This window comes from Sphingobacterium spiritivorum, assembly GCF_016725325.1.
Classification (GTDB): Bacteria; Bacteroidota; Bacteroidia; order Sphingobacteriales; family Sphingobacteriaceae; genus Sphingobacterium.
Map to the genome: position 1 here is coordinate 2,371,371 of NZ_CP068083.1, position 13,288 is coordinate 2,384,658.

The 13,288-nt window shown below is 38.4% G+C and carries 12 protein-coding genes and 3 tRNA genes; 2 read left to right on the forward strand and 13 right to left on the reverse strand.

Going from position 1 to position 13,288, the window contains the following annotated elements; translation table 11 throughout:
• Positions 1-270: 270 nt before the first annotated feature.
• The gene (locus tag I6J02_RS09820) at positions 271-1,224 is read left to right on the forward strand and encodes a glycoside hydrolase family 43 protein (RefSeq protein WP_201681500.1); all 954 of its coding nucleotides are present in this window, start codon (positions 271-273) and stop codon (positions 1,222-1,224) included.
• A gap of 80 nt (positions 1,225-1,304) precedes the next feature.
• Here the strand turns inward: I6J02_RS09820 and I6J02_RS09825 are convergent.
• The 6 genes from I6J02_RS09825 to I6J02_RS09850 all read right to left on the reverse strand — a co-directional run bounded on the left by I6J02_RS09825 (position 1,305) and on the right by I6J02_RS09850 (position 4,062).
• Positions 1,305-1,378: transfer RNA gene (locus I6J02_RS09825), tRNA-Asp, on the reverse strand.
• 53 nt (positions 1,379-1,431) lie between these two features.
• Positions 1,432-1,505 (reverse strand) — tRNA-Asp (locus I6J02_RS09830).
• 59 nt (positions 1,506-1,564) lie between these two features.
• Positions 1,565-1,638 (reverse strand) — tRNA-Asp (locus I6J02_RS09835).
• Between the two features lie 71 nt (positions 1,639-1,709).
• Positions 1,710-2,783, reverse strand: coding sequence for a peptide chain release factor 1 (gene prfA / locus I6J02_RS09840; protein WP_201681501.1), 1,074 nt, complete (start codon positions 2,781-2,783; stop codon positions 1,710-1,712).
• Positions 2,784-2,880: 97 nt separating this feature from the next.
• The gene (locus I6J02_RS09845) at positions 2,881-3,210 is read right to left on the reverse strand and encodes a DMT family transporter (RefSeq protein WP_002997227.1); all 330 of its coding nucleotides are present in this window, start codon (positions 3,208-3,210) and stop codon (positions 2,881-2,883) included.
• An 87-nt stretch (positions 3,211-3,297) separates the two neighbouring features.
• Entirely contained in the window at positions 3,298-4,062 is a 765-nt protein-coding gene (locus I6J02_RS09850) for a UDP-2,3-diacylglucosamine diphosphatase (RefSeq protein ID WP_201681502.1), read from the reverse strand.
• 213 nt (positions 4,063-4,275) lie between these two features.
• On the opposite strand from I6J02_RS09850, the gene I6J02_RS09855 reads away from it, so the two are divergent.
• On the forward strand, positions 4,276-6,414 hold the full coding sequence (locus I6J02_RS09855) for a prolyl oligopeptidase family serine peptidase (RefSeq protein ID WP_201681503.1): 2,139 nt from the start codon (positions 4,276-4,278) through the stop codon (positions 6,412-6,414).
• A gap of 73 nt (positions 6,415-6,487) precedes the next feature.
• Here I6J02_RS09855 and I6J02_RS09860 read toward each other — a convergent pair whose 3' ends face one another.
• The 7 genes from I6J02_RS09860 to I6J02_RS09890 form a co-directional block, all read right to left on the reverse strand.
• Positions 6,488-7,720: a thioredoxin family protein gene (locus I6J02_RS09860; protein ID WP_201681504.1), complete on the reverse strand. Its 1,233-nt coding sequence runs from the start codon at positions 7,718-7,720 to the stop codon at positions 6,488-6,490.
• Between the two features lie 127 nt (positions 7,721-7,847).
• Positions 7,848-9,032 (reverse strand): aminopeptidase C, encoded by a 1,185-nt coding sequence (locus I6J02_RS09865; protein ID WP_201681505.1) that lies wholly within the window; start codon positions 9,030-9,032, stop codon positions 7,848-7,850.
• A 235-nt stretch (positions 9,033-9,267) separates the two neighbouring features.
• The gene (locus tag I6J02_RS09870; protein WP_201681506.1) at positions 9,268-10,326 is read right to left on the reverse strand and encodes a TerC/Alx family metal homeostasis membrane protein; all 1,059 of its coding nucleotides are present in this window, start codon (positions 10,324-10,326) and stop codon (positions 9,268-9,270) included.
• 2 nt (positions 10,327-10,328) lie between these two features.
• On the reverse strand, positions 10,329-11,300 hold the full coding sequence (locus I6J02_RS09875) for a polyprenyl synthetase family protein (protein ID WP_201681507.1): 972 nt from the start codon (positions 11,298-11,300) through the stop codon (positions 10,329-10,331).
• Positions 11,301-11,361: 61 nt separating this feature from the next.
• Positions 11,362-11,925, reverse strand: coding sequence for a DUF3109 family protein (locus tag I6J02_RS09880; RefSeq protein ID WP_201681508.1), 564 nt, complete (start codon positions 11,923-11,925; stop codon positions 11,362-11,364).
• Positions 11,926-11,929: 4 nt separating this feature from the next.
• Positions 11,930-12,721 carry a DUF3108 domain-containing protein gene (locus I6J02_RS09885; RefSeq protein WP_201681509.1) on the reverse strand — a complete coding sequence of 264 codons (792 nt, stop codon included), beginning with the start codon at positions 12,719-12,721 and terminating at the stop codon, positions 11,930-11,932.
• A gap of 34 nt (positions 12,722-12,755) precedes the next feature.
• Positions 12,756-13,277, reverse strand: coding sequence for a DUF2480 family protein (locus I6J02_RS09890; protein WP_201681510.1), 522 nt, complete (start codon positions 13,275-13,277; stop codon positions 12,756-12,758).
• Positions 13,278-13,288: the final 11 nt, after the last annotated feature.

Here is a 13,288-nt window from a genome sequence, read left to right on the forward strand (position 1 = left end):
AAATGGATAGGATTATTTGGGCAATTTTTGAATTAAAACGGTTAGAATTGCTGGAATGTTGTGTCTCAAAGATTTATTTTTTAACAGAGATTTTTTCCGTATTTATCATTTTTTGAAAATCCGGAATAGATAACCGGATGAGATCTTTAATTTCAAATGATAAATCGATTTATCAAGTCTTTTTGCTATCTTCAATCTGAAAACAAACCTATAACTATAAATTCTAAAATTAAAATGCTGTTCAGCTTTTAGAATTAACATGATCTGCCTATGAAAAAGAGAATTTCCCTGTTTGTCTGTTTGAGTTTTATGACTCTTGGTTTTTGCCAACAAAATCCCGTGATTAAGGGCTGGTATGCTGACCCCGAAGGTATTGTATATAATAATACCTACTGGATATTCCCCACGTATTCTGCTCCATATGAAAAGCAGATTCTTTTCGATGCTTTTTCATCCAAAGATCTGGTCCATTGGGATAAGCATGAACGTATATTGGATACTGCTGCTGTCAAGTGGGCAAAAAAAGCTATGTGGGCGCCCAGTGTAATAGAAAAGGAGGGGAAGTATTATCTGTTTTTTGGCGCAAATGATGTACATCCGGGAGAAGTAGGAGGGATAGGAGTTGCTGTGGCGGACAAGCCTGAAGGTCCTTATACAGACTTGTTAGGTAAGCCTCTTATACAAGATGTCATTAATGGTGCGCAACCCATTGATCAGTTTGTGTTTAAAGATAAGGACGGTGGCTATTATATGTATTATGGAGGGTGGAAACATTGTAATGTGGTGCGGCTGAAGGATGATTTTACGGGTATACAGCCATTTCCGGACGGACAGGTATACAAAGAGGTAACTCCTGAAAATTATGTGGAAGGACCATTTATGTTTATTTATAATAATAAGTATTATTTTATGTGGTCTGAAGGAGGATGGACCGGTCCGGATTATAAGGTCGCATATGCTATAGCTGATTCTCCGTTTGGCCCTTTTGAAAGGGTCTCTACTATCTTAGAACAGGATTCGACTATTGCTGTTGGTGCAGGTCATCATTCCGTTATAAAAGCTCCTGATGCCGATAAATACTTTATTGTGTATCACCGACGCCTAATAGGTAAAACCAGTGCGAATGAAAGAGAAACATGTATTGATGAATTGAATTTTGATAAGGATGGTTATATCTTACCTGTAAAAATGACTTCCACAGGTGTCAGTCATCCTTTAAAATAAGCATATTGAAAAGATTTGAAGGGGAAGTAGTGCCTTTATAAACAAAAAAAAGCATCCATATTATGTGGATGCTTTAAAAGCGGTCTGGACGGGACTCGAACCCGCGACCCCATGCGTGACAGGCATGTATTCTAACCAGCTGAACTACCAGACCTAATTTTTTAATTGTAATAAAGAACAAATTTGAAGTTTTCACTTCGTTTGAAGCGGTCTGGACGGGACTCGAACCCGCGACCCCATGCGTGACAGGCATGTATTCTAACCAGCTGAACTACCAGACCTCAAATTTTTTAATTAAATAAAGAACATGATGAAGTACTATTTACTTCTTGTTTTTTAGCGGTCTGGACGGGACTCGAACCCGCGACCCCATGCGTGACAGGCATGTATTCTAACCAGCTGAACTACCAGACCTTTTTCCTTCCTGAGAAGGTGTGCAAATATAGCGTTAATTTCTTTATTTGCTAATAATTTTTGAAAAAAAACTACTCTACAGTTCCTTCTTTCATCTTTTCTGCATTCTCTGCAAACTGTAATGCATCGATAATTCCTTGAATATCACCGTCCATAACAGCTGGTAAGTTATACAATGTTAACCCGATACGATGTTCGGTAACTCTACCCTGAGGGTAGTTGTAGGTACGTACTTTTGCCGAACGGTCACCTGTAGATACCATTGTTTTTCTTTTTGCAGCAGTATCTCCGTGTTTCTTCTGAACTTCCAGCTCATACAATTTGTTACGAAGCATCTCCATTGCCAGTTCTCTGTTGGCCAATTGCGAACGTTCTACCTGACATACCACTACGATTCCCGAAGGTTTGTGTGTTAATTGTACTTTGGTTTCTACTTTATTTACGTTCTGACCACCGGCACCTCCCGAACGGGATGTCTGCATTTCAATATCTCCGGGATTCAATTCGACATCGACATCTTCTGCTTCCGGTAAAACCGCAACTGAGGCTGCTGATGTGTGTACACGACCCTGAGTCTCTGTATCCGGTACACGTTGTACACGGTGTACTCCTGACTCATATTTTAACTGGCCATATGCATCATCACCGATTACTTTAAGAATTACCTCTTTATAACCACCTGAAGTTCCTTCTGTGACATCCATTACTTCATTTCTCCAGCCTTTTGTTTCAAAAAAGCGGGTATACATACGGTAAAGATCCCCTGCGAATAATGCGGCTTCGTCTCCACCTGTTCCTCCACGAATCTCAATAATTGCATTTTTAGCATCTTCCGGATCTTTGGGAATAAGCATAAGACGAATTTCTTCTTCTTTCTCCTCTTTCTGTCCATAGAGTATATCCAGCTCTTCTTTGGCCATTTCTCTAAGCTCCTGATCTTTTTCATTTGCCAGAATGTCTTTATTTGCATCAATGTTGCTGACCATGTTTTTGTAAATATGGTACTGATCAACAATTCTACCCAAATCTTTATATTCTTTATTAAGTTTGGCGAAACGTTTCATATCACTGATTGTATCAGGATTGCTTAATTCAGCTTCCACTTCCTGCCAACGTTCTTTTATAGCTTGTAATTTATCTAACATAAAATCAAAATATGACGACACTTCCTGCCAGCGGCTAAGATGTGTCTTTTTTTAGTGCACAAAAATAAAGAAATTTTGTCGCTTTTTATAAGTTATATTAATGGGAAGAAACCACCTTTAATCCTATTATCGAAGCTATTAAGGTGAAAATGAAGAAAACTCTCCAAAAGTCGACGGGTTCTTTGAAGAAAAAGATACCCATTAATACAGTTCCTACTGCTCCTATTCCAGTCCATACAGCATACGCTGTTCCCAGTGGTAATGTTTGTGTAGCCTTCATGAGCAAGCCCATACTGAGGAACAAAGATATTATGAATCCCAGGTACCACAGATACATTTGTGTCCCTGAGGTTTCTTTTGCCTTACCCAGGCAAGTCGTAAAACCTACTTCAAATAACCCTCCGATGATAAGAATAATCCAATTCATAATTTATATCTAAATATGTAGGGCAAAGGTGTGAATAACAAATTTAAATCGAAGTTTTTTTATCATTTTTTAATTGCTGAAACGGGCTTATTTTGTGTTAAGCTCATTGTTCCACTGTAGCAATTCTAGCTTGGTTCCATCCCAAACGGCATAAGATTTACCTTTGAACCATTCTCCGAGATTAATAATCTGACTTCCGGAAGAGAGCGGAAGATGGTAAGAAAGGTGGCGGTGACCGAATATGTAAAAATCAAAATGCTGAGTATTTTCCAATTGTCTGGCATATTGGATCAGCCACTCCCGGTCTTCACCTAAAAAGATTTCATCGATATCATTGGCTGCTCTGCTGGATCTGGACCAGCGCTGAGCAATAGCTATACCCAGATTGGGGTGCAGCCTGGCAAACAGCCATTGGCAGGCTTTGCTGCGGAATATTTTTTTCAGGAATTTATACTTTTTATCACCATCTCCCAATCCATCTCCATGATGTAAATAGAATGATTTACCATCTCTGATGATTTCGAGCTCATTATCTATGATGTTTGCTCCAAGCTGATCCCGCAGATATCCAAACATCCACATGTCATGATTGCCTTTGAAAAAGGTAATTTTGACTCCTTCATCAGCTAATTCTGCTAATTTTCCCAGAAAACGGATATATCCTTTAGGAATCACGGATTGGTATTCAAACCAAAAGTCAAATACATCCCCCATAAGATAGAGTTCTTTTGCATCTGATTTGATGTGATTGAGCCATTTTACTATCTCATGTTCACGGGCAATTGATTTTGCTTCAGGATAGGATCCTAAATGAAAATCGGATGCGAAATAGATATTTTTTCTGTCAGACATTTTTTCAAAACTACCTAAATCAGTGTAATATTCAAATTCGGATACAGACTAAATTACAATCCTTACCTTGCTTTTAAAAAAGTAATGGTCGCATCTGCAGTCTGATTATCCGTAATCAGATTGCAGTGAAATCAAAATCGGTCTTATCCGGCTATTGAGTTCACACATAAATTAGTAGATTTGTGATAATAGCATTAACGTATAAGCAAATTTATGATGAATAAGAAATTAGGATTGATCTTAATGGTGTTAAGTATGACCACATTGCAGCAACAGCATGTTTCGGGGCAAACAGGACCTCAGGTAAAAGCTTACCCTTCTACACAAAAGGGGAATGTAAGCGATGATTTTTTTGGTGTTACGGTTGCAGATCCTTACCGTTGGTTAGAAGATGACCGTTCTGCTGAAACAAAAGAATGGGTATTGAGTCAGAATAAGACAACTTTTGATTATTTGAATGCCATTCCTTACCGGGATGAGCTGAAAAAACAATTGACTGATATATGGAATTATGAGAAAGTAAGTACGCCATTTGTAGAGGGTGCTTATACCTATTTCTATAAAAACGATGGCTTGCAACAGCATTCTGTTTTATATCGTAAAAAAGGGGATAAGGGTAAAGAAGAAGTTTTTCTTGATCCTAACACATTTTCAAAAGACGGATCCACATCTTTATCAGATGTCAGCTTTTCGAAAGATGGTAGCCTGATGGCCTATTCTATCTCCGAAGGCGGATCTGACTGGAGAAAGGTAATCGTGTTGAATACAAATGATAAATCAACGGTAGGGGAAACACTTATCGATGTTAAATTTTCCGGTGTTGCCTGGAAAGGAAATGAGGGATTTTACTATTCCAGCTATGATAAACCAAAGGGATCTGAATTGTCTGAAAAGACAGATCAGCATAAATTATATTATCATAAACTGGGAACAGCACAGTCTACTGATAAACTGATCTTTGGAGGAAGTGAGACACCAAGACGTTATGTGGGAGCATATCTGACAGATGACGAACGATTTTTAATTATTACAGCGGCAAATACCACTACTGGAAATGAGCTTTATTTTAAAGATCTGTCTGATCCGAAATCAACGATCAAAACAGTTGTAGGTGATTTTAATTCTAATACAGCTATTATAGACAATATCGGGGATATATTTTTTCTGAAAACTAATTTAGATGCACCGAATAATAAGTTAGTCAAGGTGGATAGCAAAAACCCAACTGCGGCTAATTGGAAAACAGTTATTCCGGAAACAGACAATGTATTGAGTATTTCTACAGGAGGCGGCTATATTTTTGCCAATTATCTGAAAGATGCGATTTCTGTTGTAGAGCAGTATACTTATGAAGGAAAAAAAGTCCGTGCGATTGAACTGCCTGGGGTAGGTACGGCTTCCGGTTTTGGCGGTAAGAAAAAGGAAAAAGATATTTATTTCAGCTTTTCAAATTATATCACGCCGTCATCCAGCTTTAAATTTAATGTAGAGTCAGGTAAGTCTGAACTTTATATTAAGCCTAATGTGAAATTTAATCCTGATGAATATGAATCTAAGCAGGTATTCTATACCTCCAAAGACGGGACTAAAGTGCCGATGATCATTACTCATAAGAAGGGATTGAAGCTGGATGGGAAAAATCCGACTATTGTATATGGATACGGAGGATTTAATATCAGCCTGACTCCCGGATTCAGTGTCGCTACCGCTACATGGCTGGCAAATGGTGGTGTATATGCGGTTCCGAACTTAAGGGGAGGAGGCGAATATGGTAAAAAGTGGCATGATGGCGGGCGTCAGTTTAATAAATTGAACGTGTTCAACGATTTTATTGCTGCTGCTGAATATCTGCAGCAAAATAAATATACTTCTCCGGAATATACGGCGCTTTCAGGAGGTTCTAACGGAGGGCTGTTAGTCGGAGCGACAATGACGATTAATCCTCATGTGGCGAAAGTTGCATTACCGGCTGTCGGTGTACTGGATATGTTGCGTTATCATACGTTTACTGCAGGTGCAGGATGGGGATATGACTATGGTACGGCTAATGACAGTAAAGAAATGTTTGAGTATCTGAAAGGGTATTCTCCTGTGCACAATGTGAAAGAAGGAGTTTGTTATCCTGCTACATTAGTGACCACAGGTGATCATGATGATCGTGTTGTGCCTGCACATTCCTATAAATTTGCGGCAGAGCTGCAATCAAAACAGAGGTGTGCTAATCCGGTCTTAATCCGTATCGAGACCAAGGCAGGCCATGGAGCAGGGCGTTCTACGGATGTAGTGATCAATGAGACGGCGGATAAATTTGCTTTTACCTTGTGGAATATGGGGATCACTACTTTGAAGTAGCAGATTCTTTACTCCTCCAAAATAGCAATGGCCACCTGAAAAGGTGGCCATTGTAGTATTTATATGTTTGTTGTTACCATGTAGGTTCACCTTTTCGCATTTTGTCGAGATTGGCCTGTAGTTCGGCTTTACTATCTTCATCGGCAGCAGCGATAGCTTTTTCCTGAGTAGTGATGGCTTCACTTTTATTTCCCTTTTTATATAGAAGATTAGCATAAGTATCCAGATAAGCGGCATCCTCATTTCCTTCTTCCAATGACTTTTTACTCCAGGCAAGTGCTGATTCAATACATGCTTTATCTTCGCAATTCTCAAAAATTGTCCAGGCAAAGGAATTAAGCTGATTAGGAGCAACTTTAGAGGTGTTGATGTAAGCATTTACAGCATCTTTGAAAGCCGGCCAGTCTTTTTTGCTAAAGTAGAACTGAGGTTTAAAACGAACGAACATACTCGTCATATCTACTTCCGGATGACTTTTGGAAAGCTGTTGCTGTACATCATCTAAATTGATATTCTGATCATTTTTTACCAAAGGCAATACGAACTCGCTCATTAATACAGTCGCCATGGCATTGTTTGCACTTCCTTTTCCTAATGTAGCATCTATTTTGTCGATATTATTTTTTATCAGTTGGTAAGACCGCGAATCTGAACTGGTAGCACTGGTAAGTAGCAGCTGCACGTTTTCTTTCTGAAACAGTTCCTGCTCAGGAAGAGCGTTAATAATCACGGCTTGTGTTCTTTTTAAAGTTTCCTGATCATATGCATTCTCTGCTGCTACAGCTAGTTTGCGGGCAATCTCTATATCATCCGGTTTTGCATCAAATTTGCTGAGCAATGTATGATACTGAGTTGCAGGATCCAGTCCTTCTTTTGCTCTTGTGATGAACTGATCGGCCTCTCCGCCACCTACGATACGGTGTACTAAGTTTCCGTTTGGATCGAAAATAAGGAAGGTTGGATATGCTCTGACATTGTAATCTTTTTCAAATCGGCTGGCTTCTGCATACCATGCTTTTATATCCTCGCTGTCATCTTTTGTCTGATCCATCTGTATCTTGGCATTGATAAAGTTGGAATTAAAAAATTCTCCGACTTTGGGTTGTGGAAAAACGGTATTTGCCATGTATTTACATGGACCGCACCAGGTTGTAAAACAATCAACGAAGATGTGTTTGTTTTCTTTTTTTGCTTTTTCCTTGATTTGATTCCAGGAGAGACCGTGTTCAAATTTGATTCCTGATCCTTGAGCAAAACTCAAAAGCGGAGCCAGAAGAAATAGAATAATTAGCTTTTTCGTTTTCATAATATTTAAATTGGGTAGTCAGCATTAATCTGAAGTTCAGGATCAATGTAGAAAATAATATGTATAAAAAAAAGTCTCCGGCCATATTATATCACCGGAGACTTTTTTCATTCTGATTAAAAGTGGATTAGAATCCCATTTTTGATCTTAAATCTTTTTGAATTGCGTTTTTATGTATAAGCAAAGATGTTGTTTTGTAACGAACAAATTCTTTTGTCACGTATAAGTATCCTTTGTAATCGTTTGAAACACCCCAGGAGTTTTTAACGATGTAGTATTCTTTTCCGTTTTGATCTTTTACAAGTCCTACAATGTGCATACCGTGGTCATCTGTCGTTGTATAATCGTCAAATGCCAGTTGTCTTTGCTCAGGAGTGATTTTGGCTTCCGGCTGAGGACCTACGAACATCGATTGTTTTTCTGCATCATTCATGTCTTCAAATGCTTTCTCCGGAACATAAGCCACACCGTTTTTCCAGCTGAATCCTTTTTCAGATACATCTGTTGCCCATGCCACTGTATATCCGTTTTTCAATGCATTATCAATAACAGATGTCAAATCATTCATTTGAACATTATAGAATCTGTCAAATGACCAGTTGTCTGGGATCAACAATACAAATTGTTTGTAGTAAGGATGATCTGTTACAGAAGCCAGACCGATGTAATCGTCCGGATTGATTCCGATTACCTGATCAGCAAATGTTCTTGGTGTATATGACTTACCCTGATAATCAAATTTTTCAGGTACTTCACCCAGATAGGAGTCCATTGCTGCTGTATATGCTTTCTCCCAGTTTGGTGTCAATTTTTTTGCTTTTACAAATGTACCTAACATAGCATCCAGCATATTGGTCATTTCACCGATATTATTACGCTTTGATCCGTAATGTAAGCCTGTATATACTTCCTGAGGAAGTGCTCCGTATTTGCGATACGCATTTAACACATCGTGGAATTGTCCTCCTTCGCCAAGAGACAATCCGCCGTGAAGACGAACATATGTTTTGGCTTTTTCAAGATAGGTATTTCTGGCACTAAAGATCTGAGAGATTTCCACAGGTTTTTTGCCCATACGTATCATTTCAGATTCTAAGAATGAGTTTCCGGAATAAGACCAGCACGTACCCGAAGAACCCTGATCTTTAATAGATGTATTAGCCAGATTAATTACTTCTGTAAACGTAAAGCCAGCCTTACTGTTGTCATTTTGATTTGCTTTTAAAGCGTTAATTAAATTGTCTTGTGCCTGTACCTGAAAAGATGCAACAAATAATGATGCAGCCAGCACAAGTGATTTATTCCAATTCATATGTATTTAATTTGATTTTCAATGGCCATATGGAATATCCAAACTCTATTTATTGGTGTTTGTGCAGTCTGTACAGCATGGATATTTCATATTGATGTAATTTGTATTATAATTTATGGGACGAATTTAACTTTATTAATGACAATTGCTTCATGTCTAATGTAAAAATATTACAACATAGCAAGTGCCGGAGATTTGACAATCAGAAAAGGCACCTTTAAGGTGCCTTTTCTGATTATTTTAAAGCAGGATCATCTTTCTTTTGTGGAAAGAGGAGTGAAGCTATGACACTAATGACCAGTATACTGAGGATGATGATCAGAGAGTGAGTCGTTGTAAAACCAAATTTTTCCAACCAGCTATGCAACAACATTTTTAATCCGATAAAGACCAGGAGAAATGCCAGTCCGACTTTCAGGTAATGGAATTTGTGGATGATGTTGACTAACAGGAAGAACATAGAACGTAATCCCAATATGGCAAAGATGTTGGAGAAGAATACGATATACGGATCCTTGGTTACAGAAAAGATAGCTGGAATCGAATCTACTGCAAAGATCAGATCTGTAAATTCAATAACCAGCAGAACAAGAAATAATGGTGTTACATAGCGTATTCCGTTTTCGATATGAAAGAAATTTCCATGTTCAATCTTAGGATATACTTTGAAATATTTAGATGCAAATCTAACAACTGCGTGATTTTGCGGATCGACTTCTTCTTCCTGATTACGGTTGATGTACATCGTTATTCCGGTATACACAAGGAATGCTCCGAATACATATAAGATCCATCCGAATTTAGCAATCAATGCCGCTCCGACAAAAATGAATATACAACGTAGTATAATCGCTCCCAATATACCCCAAACTAATACTTTGTGGTAATATTTTTCCGGAATACCGAAGGAATGGAAGAGTAGCACCATGACAAAAATATTGTCCACAGACAGCGCATATTCGACTACATAACCTGTTATATACTCTAATGAGAGGTTATTGTTGTAGATCTTTATGCTGGCAGCTAAGTCATTTGGATTGATTTTGATGTTGTGATAATGCTTGGCGATGACTTCCTGTAAGCGGGCAATATCATGTACATCATGGAGCTGATTACCCCAGATTCTTAATACGACGAAAAAACCTAATGCAAACAGCACCCATATCACGCTCATGACGGCGGCTGTGGTTAGGGAAATAGGTTTGTCTCCTTTGGAGAATAAACCTAAATCAATGGCTAACATGAGGATGATAAAAAGAATAAATCCTCCAAAAAACATTAATTCGTGACTCATATTTATTTTTTTCGTTCAGTAGTATATCTCACCAATTGTTCCAGCCCGGTTCTGTAAACACCCTCCGGAAAAGAGTTTAATATTTCGAATGCTTCCTGCTGGTATTGAAACATTTTTTCGGTAGCATAGTCAAGTCCTCCGCTGCTTCTGACAAAAGCGATGACTTCTGCGACTTTCTTGTTATCCTCATTATGATTCTTAACGAGATTAATGATCCGTCTTTTCTCTGATTTATCCGTCTGGCTCAATGCATAAATTAGCGGCAAGGTCATTTTTTTCTCTTTAATATCATTCCCGAGAGGTTTGCCGACATCATCCAGTCCAAAGTCAAAAAGATCATCTTTTATCTGAAAAGCTATCCCTACTTTCTCACCGAAAGCATGCATTTTTTTTACGGTTTCTTCATCTACATCTGTAGAGGCTGCTCCGCAGGCACAGCAAGATGCAATGAGGGAGGCTGTTTTTTGTCTGATGACTTCAAAATAAACCGATTCTTCTATATCCAGTTTACGTGCCTTTTCGATCTGTAACAGTTCCCCTTCGCTCATTTGTTCTACAGCTTCCGATACGATCTTAAGAAGATGAAAATCATTATTATCTACAGAAAGCAGAAGTCCCTTTGATAATAAAAAATCACCGACTAATACAGCAACCTTATTTTTCCATAGTGCATTGACTGAGAAAAAACCTCTTCTTTCATTTGCATTATCAACCACATCATCATGTACGAGAGATGCAGTATGCAAAAGCTCTACAAGTGAAGCACCCCGAAATGTAGATTCGTTTATCGATCCGCATAGCCCTGCTGAAAAGAAAACGAACATAGGGCGCATTTGCTTTCCTTTACGCTTTACTATATAATGCGTAATTCTGTCCAGCAAAGGAACGGAGCTTTGCATGGAAGCCTTAAATTTATGTTCAAATGCCGCCAGTTCATTGGCTATAGGCTTCTGTATATCGTTTAACTTTAGCATGTATGATGGTTAAAAACCATGATTTAGATACTTTTTTTGAAGTCTAAAGATAAGAAATAGATTATAATGATTCTATAGTATTCTCTAATTCCTGATACCAGGTTTCTCCATACTCACGGATAAGCGGATCTTTCAAAAAGCGGTACACAGGTACCTGTAGTTCTTTGCCGAACGAACATGCATCTTTGCAGATATGCCACCTGTCATAATGCAGGACATCAAACTCGGGATAATGTGTCGTACGGATAGGATAGAGGTGACATGAAATAGGTTTTTTCCAATGAATTTCACCTTGTTCATATGCTTTTTCAATGGCACATTTTGTTACTCCGTTTTCCCAGGTAACATATGCGCACTCTTTATTGCCGTCTACGCAGGTTGTTGTCAGATCGCCGTCCACATCAATGACATGAGTACCCTGTTCTTCTACAGCCTGGATGCCTTTCTGGGTCATGTAAGGCTTTACTTTCGGATATATTTCTGCCAGGACAGCCAGTTCACTCTCTTTTAGCGGAGCTCCTGAATCTCCTTCTATACAGCACGCGCCTTTGCATTTGGAAAGGTTGCAAACAAAATCATTTTCAATCAAATCTTCGTGTACCAGGACACTTCCTACTTCTATCATGATGTTATTTTGAATAGCTTACTCGTTGACCTAGTTTATATTTCAAACCTTCAGCTTTGGTAAGTTCCATAGTAATCGAGCCGATTAATATTTCGACTTCGGCCTTTACCGGAATACGATTTCCATCGTTTGTGACCCAAAGATACAACTGACTGTTTTTCTTAAAAATACGTCCGGGTTTGATCTCTGGGCTAAATTTTATACATTCTAATGTGCCAAGCTTGGTTTTCACGTCCTCTACTCCGAGATATTTGATGCCCAGAGAGGCCATTTCATCGTTCAAGAAATAAGTGATTCTGAATGAATCTCCTATCTTAAGTTTAGAAAGGTCGAGGTTACGTGAAAAGTAATAAGCGGACAGTAAATCGAAAGTCTGTGGAGTAGGACTTTGAAAAGTCCCTTTTTTCCCTTTTGCAGATTGCTTCTTATGATCGAAGGTTACATAATCCTGTCTGGTATAGCTTCCTTCGTGAATATCTTCCGTATACAGGTAGGGAAGGAATGTACTGCCATCTATATATGAATTGTATTTGTTTTTTACAGTATACAATACCGAGAAAGCCCCGGATGTTGATCCAAAAGCTGTCAATTGAAATGTTTTGGGATTACTGAACCGAAGTTTGGAATCGGACACCATCAGGGAGCCTGTAGCGGCTGATACGATACCGTACCTGAGTTTGTATTGTAGTTTTTCTCCCGCTTGATAAGATGATTCTTTTAAATACGGGAGCATTTGTGCCGGTGCATTTGAAATGCAGTATAATGCAATAATAAGTAACGTAAAGATTCTTTTCATATATCAATTAAAACTACAATTCTAAAAAACTACATTAAGGCTTTCGCTTGAAAACCGGTACTGTCGAGCATGGTTCACCGTACATTATACTTTTTGCAACTTTGCTTAATTTTACCGTAAATGTCACAAAAGCAGACTCTGGAATATGCACATCACCACAACCTTTTACAACAACGCGCTGATCAACAAACTTTGACATATCCAAAGTTGCTAACTTTTCTTGGAATAACTGGCTTTCCAGTTCTTCTTTTGTTCCAAAAATAACAGTTTTTGCAAAAGGTTCAAGTTTATTTGCTAACAACATGATTGCCCATGTCGGGATAATGGCATCTGTAGAACAAGTAATGGCAACATGTTTGTCTGTATATCTTGTCCAGTCGTTTTCTTTAATAAATTCTCTGAAGTCTTTTTCCTTTAATATCAATCCATGAAAAAGATTATCCTTGATGTCATATTCGGTAAGCTCTCCGGCAGGAGCAAGGCTGGCCAGATCAAAGGTTATTAGTCCGCTTTGTGCTACTTTATTAACGATATTTTCTTGAATTTCCATGATCATAAAAATAAAAA

Excerpts from the sequence above, each read along its gene's own strand:
- I6J02_RS09820 (WP_201681500.1), top strand. The coding sequence starts at position 271 with ATGAAAAAGAGAATTTCCCTGTTTGTCTGTTTGAGTTTTATGACTCTT.
- prfA (WP_201681501.1), bottom strand. The coding sequence starts at position 2,783 with ATGTTAGATAAATTACAAGCTATAAAAGAACGTTGGCAGGAAGTGGAA.
- I6J02_RS09845 (WP_002997227.1), bottom strand. The coding sequence starts at position 3,210 with ATGAATTGGATTATTCTTATCATCGGAGGGTTATTTGAAGTAGGTTTT.
- I6J02_RS09850 (WP_201681502.1), bottom strand. The coding sequence starts at position 4,062 with ATGTCTGACAGAAAAAATATCTATTTCGCATCCGATTTTCATTTAGGA.
- I6J02_RS09855 (WP_201681503.1), top strand. The coding sequence starts at position 4,276 with ATGATGAATAAGAAATTAGGATTGATCTTAATGGTGTTAAGTATGACC.
- I6J02_RS09860 (WP_201681504.1), bottom strand. The coding sequence starts at position 7,720 with ATGAAAACGAAAAAGCTAATTATTCTATTTCTTCTGGCTCCGCTTTTG.
- I6J02_RS09865 (WP_201681505.1), bottom strand. The coding sequence starts at position 9,032 with ATGAATTGGAATAAATCACTTGTGCTGGCTGCATCATTATTTGTTGCA.
- I6J02_RS09870 (WP_201681506.1), bottom strand. The coding sequence starts at position 10,326 with ATGAGTCACGAATTAATGTTTTTTGGAGGATTTATTCTTTTTATCATC.
- I6J02_RS09875 (WP_201681507.1), bottom strand. The coding sequence starts at position 11,300 with ATGCTAAAGTTAAACGATATACAGAAGCCTATAGCCAATGAACTGGCG.
- I6J02_RS09880 (WP_201681508.1), bottom strand. The coding sequence starts at position 11,925 with ATGATAGAAGTAGGAAGTGTCCTGGTACACGAAGATTTGATTGAAAAT.
- I6J02_RS09885 (WP_201681509.1), bottom strand. The coding sequence starts at position 12,721 with ATGAAAAGAATCTTTACGTTACTTATTATTGCATTATACTGCATTTCA.
- I6J02_RS09890 (WP_201681510.1), bottom strand. The coding sequence starts at position 13,277 with ATGATCATGGAAATTCAAGAAAATATCGTTAATAAAGTAGCACAAAGC.